Raw genomic sequence first — 16149 nt, 5'->3', positions numbered from 1 at the left:
CAAACGATGGCCTATCAATTAGGCGGCAAAGTGGATATGACTGCTAAGGCTGAATTTGGTCATGTGGAAGTGCGAATATTAAAGTCTGACTTATTATTTGAAAACATTGATGATCGCATCTCTTCTGAAGGTATTCCCTTATTAGATGTTTGGATGAGTCACGGTGATATCGTTACAGAATTGCCCCCGGGATTTGAAGCAACTGCCAGTACCGATAATTCTCCTTATGCAGCGATAGCTGACTTTAAACGACGGTTTTTTGGCTTGCAATTTCATCCTGAAGTTACGCACACGCCTCAGGGACATCGGATCTTAATTCAATTCGTTAAAGAAATTTGTCAATGTCGAGCAACATGGATAACGAAGAATATTATTGAAGAAAGCATTCATGAGATTCGCAATAAAGTGGGAAGTGGGAGAGTCATTGTAGGCTTGTCAGGCGGAGTAGATTCCGCTGTGACAGCAGCTATTGTGCATGAAGCGATTGGTGATCAATTGGTGTGTGTGTTAGTGGATACGGGGTTACTTAGATTAAATGAAGCGGACGAAGTATTGCGTGTATTCAAAAAACATATGGGTGTAACGGTTATTTGCGTTGGTGCGAAAGAGCGTTTCCTGAAAGCCTTGGAAGGAGTTTTGGATCCAGAAGAAAAGCGTAAAATTGCAGGTGAACAATTTATTCGAGTTTTTGAGACAGAGGCTAGAAAGTTAGACGTCAATTGGTTGGGCCAGGGAACAATTTATCCCGATGTAATTGAATCTGCAAAAACAAAAACCGCGAAAGGCCATGTCATCAAAACACATCATAATGTAGGAGGATTACCACTTAAAATGGATTTGCAACTTATTGAGCCCTTGCGGGAATTATTTAAAGACGAAGTTCGGAAATTGGGTTTAGAGTTAGGCTTGCCTTACGATTTAGTTTATCGCCATCCTTTCCCAGGGCCGGGTTTGGCTATTCGTATTTTGGGGGAAATTAAGGCTGAATACATTGATATATTACAACGTGCCGATGCAATTTTTATTGAAGAATTAAAAAAACATGATTATTACCACAAGGTGAGTCAAGCGTTTGTTGTTTTTATGCCGATAAAATCGGTGGGTGTTAAAGGAGATACGCGTCATTATAGTTATCTAGTAGCTTTGCGAGCTATGGAAACAGTGGATTTTATGACAGCACGCTGGGCAGAATTACCTTATGAATTTTTAACAAGCGTTGGTCAGCGAATTATAAATGAAATTAAAGAAATTTCGCGTGTCGTTTATGACATTACGAATAAGCCACCAGCGACGATTGAGTGGGAGTAAAGAATGAAAAAAGAACAGGCAAACCAGGCACAAGAAAATTTAGAGGCACTTCGGGAAAGGCAGCAGGATTTAATTTTTAGAAGGAAAGGCGTTGATCTTTGTTTTACCTTTGCAATGCTTATGTTGACTATTTTTTGTATTTTTAAAGATAACTATTAATCTTTCATGGCTATGGTAAATTTTAATGATCAGCGGTTTTTTCCTGAATTTAATTTATCTCCTGGTACCCGAAGAAGTTTTTTTGGATTTCTTTATGTTTTATGATTGTAGCTTTATTTAAAGGGGATATTGAAGATTTGTGTAGACAAATTCATCGTTTTTAACGATAGAATTCCCAAAAAAGGAAATAAGTATGTCACCTTCGCTAATAATCACCAGTGACCTGTTGGTTGCTGGGGGTAGATAAAGCTGGGCGTGGTCCCTTAGCTGGGCCTGTAGTTGCTTCTACAGTTATTTTAGATCCTGAAAAATCAATTGAAGGCATTGCTGACTCTAAAAAAATAACTGAAAAAAACGAGAAGAATTATACGAATTGATAATTCGAGATTGTAAGGCTTATGCCATTGCAAGTGCTGATGTTAATGAAATTGATTGCTTCAATATTTTGAGGGCAAGTTTATTAGCTATGCAGGGTGTGGTGAATCAATTAAATTTTCCTCCTAACAAAGTTCTAGTGGATGGGCGCGTTTGTCCGAAATTATCTTGCCCTGTAGAAGCAATTGTTAAAGGGGATAGCTGTATTCCTGCTATTAGTGTGGCATCTATCTTAGCGAAAGTCGCTCGTGATCGGGAGATGATTAAATATGACAAACAATATCCAGGTTATGGTTTTACTAAACATAAAGGGTATGCAACTTTGCCTCATTTGAAAGCAATTTATCTGTTGGGCTTGTCGCCTATTCATCGAAAAAGTTTTGAACCGATGAAGCAAATGATGCTTTTCCCTCGCTCTGAAGGTTAGCGTTATTTAGGGTTATATGAATAAAATATTTTCTGAGTCTAAAATTTTTAGATTTGCTTATTAAATATGAAGGTAAAGGCGCTTGTTGCCAGTCGAATATTATTTAGGAATCTGCTTCAGGATGTCAAGTTAGAGATGGAATGGGAAAATCTTATATTGATTTTTCTTTGGGAGTTATGATTGCGAATGCTAGATATGGTCATGAGCAAATTAAGCAGGTAATTATTGATTAATTGAATACCGAAGTTTTTACCAGCTATTCTTGTCCTATGGAGGCAATGGCAGGATTGGTAAAAACTTTATCTTCTGTGATACTTCAGATTATAAAACAGGTTTATTCAGTACAGGAGCTGAAGCAGTTGAAACTTCTATAAAAATAGCCCGATTGCGGACTATAAAATATAAATTAGGTTCAAAATGATATTTTTTATGTTTTCACAATTCTTTTTATAGAAAAACCCTGAGTTTATTAAGTTTAAGTAGATTTTTTATGCCCTTAAAAAAATTAATACTTAATGAGATTACTCAATCAATTTTTATCTATGCGATTCATAAAAATTATATTTAAACTATCAGACTTTTTATGAATTCACAGACTGTTTGCAGTTCGAGTACATTAATGAGAACAATATTGCGGCTGTGTTTGTGGAATGCTATCAGAGAACCATCGTGACTTTTCCTCAAAAAGAATACATTTAACGTTTAACGGAATAGTGTCAATAGGATGAAATCTTACTTATTGTGGATGAAATCCAATCTAGATTTAGTAAAACTGGAAAATGGTGGGACTATGAGCATTACGACATTCTTCCAAATGTTATTATTTCTGATAAAGGAATCAGTTCCTCTTTATCGTTATCAGCTTATTATACAACTTGATGTCATTAATATTTGTAAACCAAAGGAATTGAATTCTATGCATAGTGAAAATCTGATATGCTGTGCAGTTGCTGAATCAAATATTTACATTTTAAAATAAGAAAAATTAGTTTAAAATTCAAAAGGTTATAGAATTTTTTTATGGAAGAATTGTCTTTTCTGAAAATTGATTATCCTTTTCTTATTAAGAGAAGTGAATTGTAAAAGGAGCTATAGGGGCTATTTATATGGAGATTCATATAGTAAATTATTCAACGATTTTAAAGTAGATTGTTCAAACGTGTATTTAATTTAAAATAGTTTGTTGCTTCTGTATCCGGTAGGATACTCTAGTGCTTTTAGGTCGGTTATTAAACTTTCTCCCTTTCTATTGATAAAGCGTTTTAATAAAAGACTATCATCAAATTATAAAAAAAATCATTGGAGAAATTGTAATTTTTCAAAAGTGTTGTTTTAAAAATGAATTCGTATAGTAAAGAAGCTATTATTATTTATAAAATATGAAGCTATAAATATGAAGCTATTATTATTTATAAAATATATTAAACTGATATTAAAAGAATCTCTATAAATTAGATTATGATAAATTAGATTATGAACTATTCGCTATTTTAAATAAAATTGATTTTTTTATTTTTAACAAAAAAATCAATTTAAATGATATTGCTAGTTTGTCACAAAAAAGTTGAATCTTCTGAGTGCATTATTAATCACTTTCCCGATCTTGGAAATTATTTAGGTATTAAAAACTTTTTTTTGCTTTTTATAAGGGCATTAAAAAATTATATACCTCTAGAGTTGAATTAATTTTAGTACACGAAAGATATTTTTATGTGAAGACGCTCCTTACAAAAAGTGATGAAAATATAGATGCTTACTTGAAAAAGATTCAACTTCTTTTTTTTAAGCAGTATCCATATATAAAGAGTATGGCGCTTAAAGATTTTTCTAGCACAAGATACTTATGAAAATTGTCGGAAAGATTTTTTGAAAATCATGCAATTATAGACAAGGAATGTCGAAAGAAGATTGAAACGTAAGAGAAAATTAAAAAACTGTATGTAGTCTATAAAAAAATATATTGTACAATTTTAAAAAACAAGAAATCTAAAGCGAAACAAAATTCAATAAATCAGATGAAACTTTATCTTGGATTTAGAAACCTGATAAAAAACATTTTGAAAATGAATTTTATATTAGACTTTTGTAACTTTTTAAGAGACCTAAATTTTCGAATTACTTGGCGGTAGATTTTTGGTGAACATCATTTATCAACGCCTTCATTTTATATAGTAATAAAAAGAAGCATGGAAGATATAATTTTATAAAAAGATTGAAGCTGTTGAATGTAAATATAGGCTGAAATATTTTGAAGATTTTTTTATTTTCAAGAGTTATGAGAATATCTCAAATGCGAATTGGTCAAATATTTATTTTTTTTATTTAGTCTTCTGATTTTACTAGCTATTGTTTTTATGCATCATTTATGATAAACTTTAAATTCATTAATTATTATTTTTTATTTTTTTTATATAATTTATTGTATTAAATAAACTATCTCAATTACGAAGTAACATGGCTATAGAATGGAAAAATGTGTTAAAATTGAATTTATCTACTGCATTGATTAGATCTTGATATTTGTAGTTTTAAAATATATTAATGGATCAATCGTTAATAGTATTGTGTTTGGCACTTTACTTTTGGCAATTTTTTCTTTCTTTTTCGTTCCTATGGGGATTCTAAAAAAACAAGGAATCAATGCTTTTTTTTAATTTATGATATTTTTAATTCTAATTTTTTTTATCTATTCATTATTATAGTTTGGTTACCATATCAGGAAAAGAAATTATTTTATTGTCTGTAAGATTTTCTTTTATTGCAGGTGTTATGACAGGACTTACTGATATTTTTAGTAAAATTATTTAAAGGTGGGTTTAATACACTTTCTGTATTAAAAATCTCATTTCTTTTTCTTCTAGTCTCTGCTTTTGTCGTGTTTAAGATCGCGTATATTAATTTAATGGTTAGCTTCGCTGATCTGATTAATTTAATTTTGCTATCACTGCTCTTTGTATTCATTCCTACTTATTTTTTCTAGAAAGAAATTGAAAGAGCAACACCTCTTTCAGCGAGTCTTATTGCGGCTTTTATTCCTATTTTAACGTTTGTTATTAAATTGTTTGATCTGCGTTATTCTTTTTCTATCACTGATTTTTTTGATTATTTTTTAAGTTTCAGCATTTGCTTTTCTGCTTGGTTTTCTAATCTTGGTTTTCTAATATTTAAATAGTATTTTTCTAAATTGTTTCTTAGTTATTCATATCGGAAGAGAGCATTTTATAATTTTTTACACAATTATAGGATTTCCTAAAATTATACTGCCTTTAGTAAGGTATTTTCTGATCCATTAATTTCATAAGCTACACTACCTACTTCTTTTACTAATAAAGAACTAATAGCAATGTCCTAGTAGTTACTTGTGGCCTGTCCAGGCTGCATTATAGTAACCGGCAGCTACATAAGCCATATCTAGTGAAAATGATCCGCTGTAGTGAAACTCTTTAATTTTATAGTGTAATTTTGTGAGGGTGAGTGAATAAGTTTTTTCTAGAATCGGAGCATAGGAGGGGGAATATGGCAGAAAATAAACGACCGTAAAAATCTAGTTTGGATGTGACTGATATTTTTCCATTTAAAGTAGATCCTTTTTTATGCATAAAAATAATTAATTTAATATAGGATTATAAATAACCCCTTCTGTGATTTCTCCTTTCATTTGTAGAGCGATAGAAACGCTATAGAATAGGAGACCATGTAAAAAATTATTAGTTCCATCCAAGGGATCAATTATTCAACAATAGTTTGCATTGGAGTCCTTTTGACTATTTTCTTGAGAGAGGATTACGTTCGGGGTAGGAATTTTTAATAATATTATTAATAATTTTTTTAGTACTGATATCTACTTCACAAATGAAATCATTTGATGTTTTTCTAAGGCTTTTAATTTTATAATAAGATAGTGACTTTGTTCGTGTATTTAATTTCCTGCTGTTACAGCAGTTTGTGAAGCAATTTTAATAGGATCATTCATGTGCGTTAATGATAACAAACTTATTTCAATTTAACAGTGATTGACAACATTGAATCCAGTTTTGCAAATTGCCAATCAATTCCCTATTATCTTTAAAAAGTTAATTCTCAAAATTTAAGTAAGGGCTCTATGGGAAAAAACTAACTGTTTCAGTACTTTGTGGGGGGCATTCCACGGAGCACGAAATTTCTATTCAATCGGCTCGAAACATTGTGGTAGGATTGAGCCCTGATAGATATAAGGTTTTGGTGGTATATATTGATCAAAGTGGAAAATGGTATCTTATTGATGATAAAGAATTATTTTTAACCCAGGGGCCTCAGAATTTAGTTTCTGCTGAGAAGGCTGTCCCTATTACTATTGCGTTGGGAGAACAAATAAGACCTTGGCGAGTGCTTAATGGTGAAAAGCATTTTTATAGACTGGACTGTGTCTTCCCTATGATTCATGGAACTCAAGGTGAAGATGGGGCCTCCAGGGCTACTGGAACTTTTGAATCTACCTACGTGGCGCTAATGTTCAAAGTTCTGCCATTTGTATTGAAAAAGATATCACTAAGAGCTTACTGCGAGCGGCGAAGGTACCAGTAGTCGACTGGCACACTTTGTGGCCTTTTGACCGGCTTGAAGGAGTTTATGAACGCCTGATTGATCAATGGGAAACCACCGAGCTTTTTATGAAAGCTGTGAGCCTGGGTTCTTCCGTAGCTATTTTTCCTGTCAAAAGTGCAATAGAATTCCAAAAAAGAGCTGAGAATATTTTTTGTTATGATGATCGGCTTATTGTTGAACCTAGAATTTACGGACGGGAAATCGAATGTGCTGTATTGGGAAATGGATACCCAAAAGCTTCGTTGCCGGCCGAAATCATATTCAACCATGATTTTTATTCTTACGAGGCAAAATATCTTGATCCCAATGGTGCGACTACCACGACCAGCGTGAATCTTCCAGAAGAAATAATTGGAAAAATCCAACAGACAGCTATTGATGCTTTCAAGATTCTTCGTTGTTCCGGAATGGCGCGGGTAGATTTTTTTGTGACTCCCCAAAATCAGATAATGGTGAATGAAATAAATACGATTCCAGGGTTTACCAATATTAGTATGTATCCAAAAATGTGGGAAGCGACAGGTTTATCCTATTCAGCATTATTAGATCGGTTAATTGAATTGGCGCTAGAGCGCCATCAAAATCAGCAAAAATTAATTCGTCGTTATCCAATTAACAAACAGTGACAGAAACAATTAGAATCCAATGTTTGTTCAGCCTGGATGGTTTAAAAATACTAATCCAGAGCGAATTCCGAAACAGAGTATTAATTGATGAGTTCGTTTATCCACTTAAAAGTTCATAGCGAATATTCGATCGTCGATAGTGTGATACGCGTGGATCAACTTTTGCAACGCATTGTGGATTTAAAAATGCCGGCTGTTGCTTTAACCGATGAAGTTAATCTTTTTGCACTTATTAAATTTTATCGTGGGGCACTAAACAAAGGGATAAAGCCCATTATTGGAGCTGAATTAATATTAGCCGAAGGTGAAGAATTATTCCGTTTTTCGGTCCTCTGTAAAAACCAAATTGGTTTCCGTCATCTTATTCAATTGTTATCTCGAGCTTATGTAGAAGGGCGTCAACGTGAGCAAGCCCTCATTCGGTGGGAATGGTTAATGGAAGCAAAAGAAGGTTTAATTGTTTTGTCAGGAGGACGGCAAGGAGACATAGGCCAAGCATTGTTGCAGAATCGAAATATTCTAGCAGAAGAACGCTTAGCACGATGGTTAAAATATTTTCCTGATCGATTTTATCTGGAATTACAGCGAACCCAACGTGATCAAGAAGAGGAATATATCCATTCCGCTGTTACATTAGCTTTGGCTTACGACATTCCTGTGGTAGCGACCAATGATGTCCGCTTTTTACATCAAGAAGATTTTGAAGCACACGAAGCTCGGGTTTGTATCCAACAAGGATATTTATTAGATGATCCTAGTCGTCCTCGCGGTTATAGTAATCAACAATATTTGAAAAGCACGGAGGAAATGAAAATACTATTTTCTGACATTCCTGAAGCGTTAGAAAATACCTTGGAAATTGCTAAACGCTGCAATGTTCAAGTTTCTTTAGATGAAGTTTTTTTACCTAAATTTCCTGTTCCAGATAATCGAACTGAAGAAGATTTTTTCCATGAACAAGCAAAACGTGGTTTAGAAGAGCGCCTGGGTAAATCAAAAATAAAAAACATTTATGAAGAACGATTAGAAATAGAAATCGATGTTATTACAAAAATGGGATTTGCAGGCTATTTTTTAATCGTTGCCGATTTTGTTGCCTGGGCTAAAAAAAATGATATTCCAGTGGGTCCCGGTCGTGGTTCAGGAGCAGGATCTTTAGTGGCCTATTCGTTGGGTATCACGGAACTGGATCCTTTAGAACATGAATTGTTATTCGAGCGGTTTTTAAATTTAGAGCGCGTTTCTATGCCCGATTTCGATATTGATTTTTGTATGGAAGGGCGAGATCGCGTTATTGATTATGTAGCAGAATGTTATGGTCATGATGCTGTAGCACAAATTATTACTTATGGCACCATGGCTGCGCGCGCAGTTTTACGCGATGTAGGGCGTGTACTTGGATTGCCTTATAGATATGTCGATAAAATCGCGAAACTTGTTCCTTTTGAACTGGGAATGACATTAAAAAAAGCCATGGATCAAGAGGAAATATTAGTAAAATGTTACGTAGAAGACGACGAAATCAAAAATCTTATTGATCTTGCGATGAAATTAGAAGGACTCGCGCGTAATGCAGGAAAACATGCAGGAGGTGTAGTAATTGCACCTACTAAATTAACAGATTTTGTACCTCTTTATTCAGAACCTAATAATGATCATCTAGTTACCCAATTTGATAAAGATGATGTAGAAGCGGCCGGTCTTGTCAAATTCGATTTTCTGGGATTACGTACGTTGACTATTATCAAATGGGCAGTGCAAAGTGTGAATACGAAACGAAAAGCGCAAAATGAACCTTTGTTGGATATTAGTACTATTCCGCTAGACGACAAAAAGACTTATGAACTTTTAAAAAGTTGCGCGACTACCGCCGTATTTCAATTAGAATCACGAGGCATGAAGGATTTAATTCGTCGCTTACAACCTGATAATTTTGCTGATATCATGGCATTAGTAGCCTTATTTCGTCCAGGGCCTTTGCAATCGGGAATGGTAGATACGTTTATCGCTTGTAAACATGGTGAAAAAAGTGTCCATTATCTTCATCCTGATTTAGAACCTGTTTTACGATCGACTTACGGGGTTATTCTTTATCAAGAGCAAGTCATGCAAATTGCTCAAGTGTTGGCAGGTTACTCGTTGGGAGCTGCTGATGTTTTGCGTCATGCGATGGGCAAAAAAAACCTGAAGAAATGGCTAAACAACGGGAAGTTTTTATAAAGGGTTCCACCTCCCGTGGATTAAAGACTGATTTAGCGAACCAAATTTTTGATTTAATGGAGAAATTTTCAGGTTACGGATTTAATAAATCTCATTCAGCGGCTTATGCTCTGATTGCGTATCAAACAGCTTGGTTGAAAGCTTTCTACCCTGCTGAGTTTATGGCAGCAGTTTTATCTTCAGATATGGATAATACCGATAAAGTTGTTGGTTTTATTAATGAATGTCGCGATATGGGGTTAGAATTATTGCCGCCATCTATTAATCGCGGACAATATCCTTTTACAGTCAACGTCAAGGGCCAAATTGAATACGGTTTAGGGGCTATTAAGGGGGTTGGTGAAGCTGCTGTTTTGCACATTGTCGCTTGCCGCGAAGAAGAAGGCGAATTCAAAGGGCTTTTTAACTTTTGTCATCGAGTAGATTTACGAAAAGTTAATCGGCGTGTATTGGAACCTTTAATTAAATCTGGTTCAATGGATGTTTTTGGAGGTTCACGCGCTTCTTTGATTAAATCATTAGATAAGGCGTTTCAATCAGCCGAGCAAAAAAATCGCAATGCCCAATTGGGCCAAAATGATTTATTTGGTAATGAGCCGGATGCAAAACAGGACGAAAATTATGAGGATACGCCCGAATGGAATGATAACGAGCGGTTGCGGGGGGAAAAGGAAACCTTGGGTTTCTACGTAACTGGTCATCCCTTACAAGCTTGTGAGAAGGAAATAAAAACCATAGGGGCTGTTCCCATTGGCCAGTTAGTTGCTTCGAAAAAAAACTCGGTGGTGATTGCTGGTATGGTATTGGCGATAAGTAATCTAATAACCCGAAGCGGCAAGCGGATGGCTATTCTTACGCTTGAAGATCGTACCGGGATCATAGAAGTCACTTTTTTTAGCGAACTTTATCAACAGGTAGCAGGAGATTTAGATAAAAACACTATTTTGATTGTTCGTGGAATGGTGGGAAAAGACGATTTTACAGGCCGATTGAAAATCGTGGCTGACCTTATTTATACGCTGGATAAAATGCGAGAACAGGCCAAACGACTGTTAATTCGAGTCACAGCAAAGGAAGAAGTTAATCGATTGCTCACGGAGCTGCCTCTGTTAGTTAAGGGCAATCTGAAAGGACAATGCCCTATTGCCATTGCTTACCAAGGCGAAACTGCATCAGCTGAATTAATGTTGGGTGAAACCTGGAAGGTTAAGCCTAGCGAAGAGCTTTTGAGTCAACTCAGCCAATTGTGTGGCAAAGAAAAAGTCGAACTTGAATATTAGATACTCCATCTAATTAAATCGTGGTTGAAGTATTAAGGATGAGGATAAGAGATAGTTTTGTATGGTAAAATCTGGCTATGAATCAATTCGCACAGGTACATAGCGCCCTTTTTTTTCTAACCTTGTTATGGGGATTGACCTTTCCGCTCATCAAAGACGCTTTAAGTGTAATACCGCCTTCCCTTTTTATTGTTTTGCGATTAGCTATTGCCAGCTTAATTTTGTTACCTTTTATCCTTTCTTATCGAAAAAAGACGTCATTCACAATGATAAAGTGGACAGTAGTACTTAGCTTTTTTCAAAGCGCCACCTATGTTTTTCAATCCATAGAATTGGAAACAGTAAGTTCAGCAAATTCTGAATTTTTAACAGCCTTTAGTGTAGTTGTGGTATCTTTTCTCGCATTAGTTTTCCTTAGAAAAAACTACAATGGTTTGACTTTGCGGCTGCATTATTATGCCTGGTATGCCTGGTAGGGATTTTTATCACAATAGATGCCGATGTATTTACATTAACTAGTGGAGATTTTTGGACGCTCGCTTGTGCCTTTTCTTACAGCTGTTGTTATATTGTGGCATTACAAGCTTTTTCTAAAAAATTAAAGCCAGAAGATACTACTTTAGCTTTGAGTTATAAAATTGCCTTTTCGTTGTTTTTGCCTCTTCTAACTTTCTCGTATGAAAATATGGGGGTAATTTTTCATGCTCTGTTGTTATACCCATTCTATTTCTCTCAATTTTTGTTACCTGTTTTGTATTTTATTTGCAATTTTGGTATCAGCGATATGTATCTATGAGAAAGGCAGTATTAATTTATGCTTTTGAACCTATTTTTTCTAGGATTTTTGGTTATCTTCTCAATAGCGAAAAAAATTATTTAAATAATATTAGAGGTCTTTTGATTTTAATCACATTTCTATTGTCTGGATTAGCCTCCTTTAAAAAAACTGCAATTAGTAACAATCGATAATTAATTTAGTAATTAAGTCATTATGAATGCTTTTTTCAATAAGTTGACTGATTCGGTTAAGCGTTTATCTGGAGAGCGCATCGTTGGGAGTTTTAAGACTGCGTTGGCTTGTTTGATCGGTATACTTATCGGAAAAACATTCCATTTGGCAATGCTCAATGGATTTTGATTACCATCTTCGTAGTTATGGCCACGAATATTCGTATTGGCGGAGCGATAAGAAAGTCTTATTTTCGACTGTTAGGAACAATTATAGGCGCATTTTTAGCGGGTATAGCTTTATTTTTCATAGGAGATCACCCTAACATCATTCATTTTCTATTAATTTTATTGATAGGAGTTTTTGCTTATTTAGCTTCCAGCTCGACAGACATAGCTCAATTTGGTTTACTGGGTGCTACGACGATGGTGATGATATTGGATGCTCGAGCACCTACATTAAAAACAGCTATTGACCGAACCTTAGAAATTTTCATTGGAATTTTGATTGCTATCGTTGTTAGCCGCTTTGTTTTTCCTCGCCACGCTAAAAAGCTCCTTCGTGTAAGTATTACCAATACCTTACAGCAATTCCAAGAACTTTTTGAATTCTTTGTTACTAAAGAATTGACCCTCGATTCTTTAAAAGAGCAAGAAAAAATTGAAAACAATATGATTAATGAGATTTTAAAGCAGAGCACGTTATTGCAAGAGACAATAAATGAAGATCCTCAGTAAAAAAGAAACGCTTTATTTACCAAGCTATTTTTTACTCGAAAGAAAATTATTGAGAAGCATCTATATGCTTGTCCAAACTATTCTAGCGGAGTCGGCGCAAATCCGAAGTTTCTCTCAAAATAAGCAACTTTTCGAGCTTCATCGCCGAATATTAGATTTATTTGATTTTTTAAGTGCCCTCTCGTCGAAACAAACACCCAAAATTACTTTGCTTCCTAAAGAAGAAATTCATGCAGTAATTGATAAAGTAATACGGCTTCTCTTTCAATCTACAGGGGGAGCTTATCGAATTATTAATGTTCATGCTTTTGAATTTTGTTTAGAGCATTTAGTCGAAGTACTATATGAACTGGAAAAATGGCTGCGTAAGCTCGACTCTAAGGAGCATTTATCAGAGCATTAAAAATTTCACAATTCTAATCAAGGGGACGTATACGTATTTTAATTGTGATCTAGGCAATTTTATACTTAATTTTGAACAAAAATATCCTGCTAAAGCGCTTGGAATTACAGCGATTCCAAGCAAGGGCAAATTGACAAATCTAACATGGTCTCCTGAAAGACAAATTTTGAATAATCCTGTTACCATTAACAAAATAGCAGCTACTGCCGAAAATATACTGCTTGTTAAAGTGGCACATCCAATAGCTCGTCTAAGATCTAATCCGCATTTATGCAGGTAATGAACTGTAAATACCGAAATTCCGAGCAAAAATAATAATAAACTTATAGTAGATAGAATTCAATTTTTAAAAGAGGATAGTGACTAAACGTGTTTATCCCGTTCTTGATGGTAGAAGCCTAGCCAAAGAGCAACGAGTATTACCACTGCCCCAAATAAGCCCTTTAATAAAGTATTAGAGATTATATTTAACAAAATAACTGCTAAAAGAGTGCCTAATTAATAAATCGGATGCGATTTTTTTAAAAGCAAAAAAGTCAATGTATTGATTTCGCCATTAGACTTGAGTAGCCGATATCCCAAGCAGAGCGCTTATGGCAGCGGTGGTTGCGATAGCTATTTTCATTTTATAATTGTGTGAGCAAGAAAAAAATAATCTAACACATAATAGAAGCCTGGCATCAGAATTAAGCCGGACCCCACCACTAAAAGCCCATATACGAGATCTGCCCCTAGACCTACTATAATAAAAAAATTATCAATAAAGTGATATTCATTAGCTAAATGACCTATGCTTAATTAAAATCCAAAAAAACAGCCTCTCAAGGTAACTATAAAGTGATATAGGGTTTTGCACTTATAGTGGAGAGCCAACTTTAAAAAAAACCAATAAAATAACGCCGCTTTAGGTATTTATCAATGAGGAAAGCAGCGTAGATTCGAGAATTAAAAAGAGGCTTAGTGGATACGATTTTCGTCTTCCAAGATTCTCTCGACAGCTTCTCCATTTAGCTCTGTATCTTTTGACTTTCTTGCAATGTCGCCTAAGGAAAGGATTCCTGTCAGTCTTTTTTGATCATTAAGTACTACTAAAGCGATAGATTTGTTTTTCTTCCATATGCTTTACAGCTTCATCCAAATCATCGCTTTCAAAGCAATATTTGATGCTTTGACTTATCACATCGTGAATAGAGGTCTGATCGAGATTTTTTCGTTTTGCAATGAAATGTACAATAATATCTCTATCAGTAATGGTGCCAATTAAATGATCATTTTCTCTTACTGGAATAAAGCTGTAATCTAATTCCGCAATTTTTTTAGCTGCTTCCTTTATGCTACTGGTAGGGGCTACTGTACTGGTAGGGGATAGATAAGCTGGTTTCTTAGAAATAACTTCCTTAACTTGTATAGTTTTTCTCCTAGTAAATCTTGCTCATTAATCAAGATATAGCATACCTAATCAGGTAAATTTTAAATATAATGAAATAATTACACTTATAAGCACTATTCCTTGTTTGTTTTAAAATTAATCTAGTACTATTTGATAAATTACCCAAGTAGGTAAATTCGCCAAAATTAAGAAATTAGTGGTGATTAATGTACTTTTAGTTGAAGATCACGTGATGGTTTGTCAGGGTATTTGTTTGATGTTGGACGGTGTTAAAGGTATATCCATTGTTGGCGAATCTAGCATCAGTGAAGAAGGGCTAAATCTAATACACGAAAATGAACCAGATATTGTGATCTTGGATTTTCAATTGCCGGATATAAATGGGCTGGAAGTAGCTCGAAAGATTCTCCGTCGCAATCCCGATATAAAAGTTTTGCTAATTACGGCTATGGAGAGTGACGTTTTACCAATGCGCTTATTAGAGGGCTGGAGTTAAAGGCTTTATGACGAAAACCAGAAATTCTATTGAATTAGCGAGCTATTATTCGGGCTATTCACAGTAGCCAACGTTATCTAAGCCCTGGGGGCCCTCGTAGTGAATCAATTAATTTTAAATAAAGCCGATAAAAATTTGGATTCGCTTTTTGATAAAATCAGCAAACGAGAAATGGAAGTTTTGTTGCTTTTAGCTAAAGAAATAAAAGTGAAAGAAATTACCACCAAATTATTTATCGCCTCAAAGACCGTAAATGCCTTTCGTTATAGAATGCATAGGAAATTTGAGTTAAAAAATGATATTGGTTTTAAATAATATTGGTCTTAAATGATATTGGTCTTATTCGTTTAGCTTCTCAGTATAGCTTAGTTTCTATCGACAAGGCTTAATTTTTTTTGATTTTCTGGATAGAAGGGAGGTATAATGATATTTACTAAAGCAAAATTTTAGAAAAAACCATTAGGTTCTCGTCTCAGAAATTATCTTAGCACAATTAGGGGCGCGTTTTTTCTGTAAGCGGAATGCATCAAAGGCTCATTTTTCTGGTTAGTTACAATACATTAGCTTGTTTTCAAGAACTTTTATTATTTGTAAATTGTTACAGATGGATATTGGCGCCTTTAATAGCTCTTTTCTTTTTTGTTACTGCCATATTATTAATCTTATTTCTTATGCGAATGGTTGTTTTAGTTAGCACCACGATAATATTTCTTTTTTATTATTTTTTTAGCACACTTGGATGTTTTTGGCACATGGTTATTTGAATATCTTTTGCCGTTTTTCTATATGGCGTGTATTTTATTTAGCGACGTTACTTGTTCATGCTTTATTGAAGCGAAAAAAACATTCAGGATTTTGAGGACCTAAGGTATTTCAAAATAATCAACTTTGGGTGAATCTTTTTCTTATTTTTTTTATTGGGCATTTATTTTGGTATCTTAATTACTTATCTAACAACGTGAATCAATTTTCCAATTTTTTAGGTTTGGAAACTTCGATTGAATTTATTATTCTCACCCTGACTAGTTTGTTTCTAAATAAGCGGCACTTTTCCAATCAAGAGCGAAGTTCTGGGGTCATTTTTCGTCACAATCATCCTTTCTACGCACGGCTCTTAGATTTTCCCTAGCTTGATTTATTGACCATTATCATTGGTGCAATGTTAGTGTTTCAGATGTTTGAAGATAAATTTTTG

At 34.4% G+C, this 16149-nt stretch carries 11 protein-coding genes and 3 pseudogenes; 12 read left to right on the top strand and 2 right to left on the bottom strand.

Annotated features, from left to right (window positions below; all coding sequences use genetic code 11):
* The 4 genes and pseudogenes from guaA to B1F79_RS06745 form a co-directional block, all read left to right on the top strand.
* A partial coding sequence (guaA, locus tag B1F79_RS01035; RefSeq protein ID WP_251365633.1) for a glutamine-hydrolyzing GMP synthase occupies positions 1–1308 on the top strand: 1308 nt, incomplete at its 5' end.
* Between the two features lie 3 nt (positions 1309–1311).
* Complete coding sequence (locus B1F79_RS01030) at positions 1312–1467, top strand: hypothetical protein (RefSeq protein WP_251365632.1); 156 nt, start codon at positions 1312–1314, stop codon at positions 1465–1467.
* Between the two features lie 218 nt (positions 1468–1685).
* Positions 1686–2269 (top strand): annotated as a pseudogene (gene rnhB / locus B1F79_RS01025) (ribonuclease HII).
* Between the two features lie 729 nt (positions 2270–2998).
* Entirely contained in the window at positions 2999–3148 is a 150-nt protein-coding gene (locus B1F79_RS06745; protein WP_372443096.1) for an aminotransferase class III-fold pyridoxal phosphate-dependent enzyme, read from the top strand.
* 2728 nt (positions 3149–5876) lie between these two features.
* On the opposite strand, the gene B1F79_RS06740 is transcribed toward B1F79_RS06745, so the two are convergent.
* A complete protein-coding gene (locus B1F79_RS06740; protein WP_372443090.1) occupies positions 5877–5990 on the bottom strand; it encodes an inositol monophosphatase family protein in 114 nt (37 codons plus the stop codon).
* A 437-nt stretch (positions 5991–6427) separates the two neighbouring features.
* Between B1F79_RS06740 and B1F79_RS06540 the strand changes: the two are divergent.
* The 6 genes and pseudogenes from B1F79_RS06540 to B1F79_RS00990 all read left to right on the top strand — a co-directional run bounded on the left by B1F79_RS06540 (position 6428) and on the right by B1F79_RS00990 (position 13068).
* Positions 6428–7479, top strand: a pseudogene (locus tag B1F79_RS06540) (D-alanine--D-alanine ligase family protein).
* 87 nt (positions 7480–7566) lie between these two features.
* A pseudogene (dnaE, locus tag B1F79_RS01010) lies at positions 7567–10979 on the top strand (DNA polymerase III subunit alpha).
* Positions 10980–11056: 77 nt separating this feature from the next.
* Positions 11057–11455: an EamA family transporter gene (locus B1F79_RS01005; RefSeq protein ID WP_251365631.1), complete on the top strand. Its 399-nt coding sequence runs from the start codon at positions 11057–11059 to the stop codon at positions 11453–11455.
* A gap of 286 nt (positions 11456–11741) precedes the next feature.
* Entirely contained in the window at positions 11742–11948 is a 207-nt protein-coding gene (locus B1F79_RS01000) for a hypothetical protein (protein WP_251365630.1), read from the top strand.
* Between the two features lie 186 nt (positions 11949–12134).
* The gene (locus B1F79_RS00995; RefSeq protein ID WP_251365629.1) at positions 12135–12665 is read left to right on the top strand and encodes an FUSC family protein; all 531 of its coding nucleotides are present in this window, start codon (positions 12135–12137) and stop codon (positions 12663–12665) included.
* 49 nt (positions 12666–12714) lie between these two features.
* On the top strand, positions 12715–13068 hold the full coding sequence (locus B1F79_RS00990; protein ID WP_251365628.1) for a hypothetical protein: 354 nt from the start codon (positions 12715–12717) through the stop codon (positions 13066–13068).
* 1078 nt (positions 13069–14146) lie between these two features.
* Here the strand turns inward: B1F79_RS00990 and B1F79_RS00985 are convergent.
* Positions 14147–14458: a CBS domain-containing protein gene (locus B1F79_RS00985; RefSeq protein WP_251365639.1), complete on the bottom strand. Its 312-nt coding sequence runs from the start codon at positions 14456–14458 to the stop codon at positions 14147–14149.
* A gap of 196 nt (positions 14459–14654) precedes the next feature.
* Between B1F79_RS00985 and B1F79_RS06735 the strand changes: the two genes are divergently transcribed.
* Both B1F79_RS06735 and B1F79_RS06730 read left to right on the top strand, forming a co-directional pair.
* Entirely contained in the window at positions 14655–14954 is a 300-nt protein-coding gene (locus B1F79_RS06735; protein WP_372443089.1) for a response regulator, read from the top strand.
* A gap of 99 nt (positions 14955–15053) precedes the next feature.
* A complete protein-coding gene (locus B1F79_RS06730) occupies positions 15054–15269 on the top strand; it encodes a LuxR C-terminal-related transcriptional regulator (protein WP_372443088.1) in 216 nt (71 codons plus the stop codon).
* Positions 15270–16149: the final 880 nt, after the last annotated feature.

The organism is Coxiella-like endosymbiont of Rhipicephalus sanguineus, assembly GCF_018687865.1.
This window is presented reverse-complemented; position numbering and strand designations above follow the sequence as displayed.

Bases quoted from the DNA above. Each gene is read 5' to 3' on its own strand.
- B1F79_RS01030 (WP_251365632.1), top strand. From the start codon at position 1,312: ATGAAAAAAGAACAGGCAAACCAGGCACAAGAAAATTTAGAGGCACTT.
- B1F79_RS01005 (WP_251365631.1), top strand. From the start codon at position 11,057: ATGAATCAATTCGCACAGGTACATAGCGCCCTTTTTTTTCTAACCTTG.
- B1F79_RS00995 (WP_251365629.1), top strand. From the start codon at position 12,135: ATGGCCACGAATATTCGTATTGGCGGAGCGATAAGAAAGTCTTATTTT.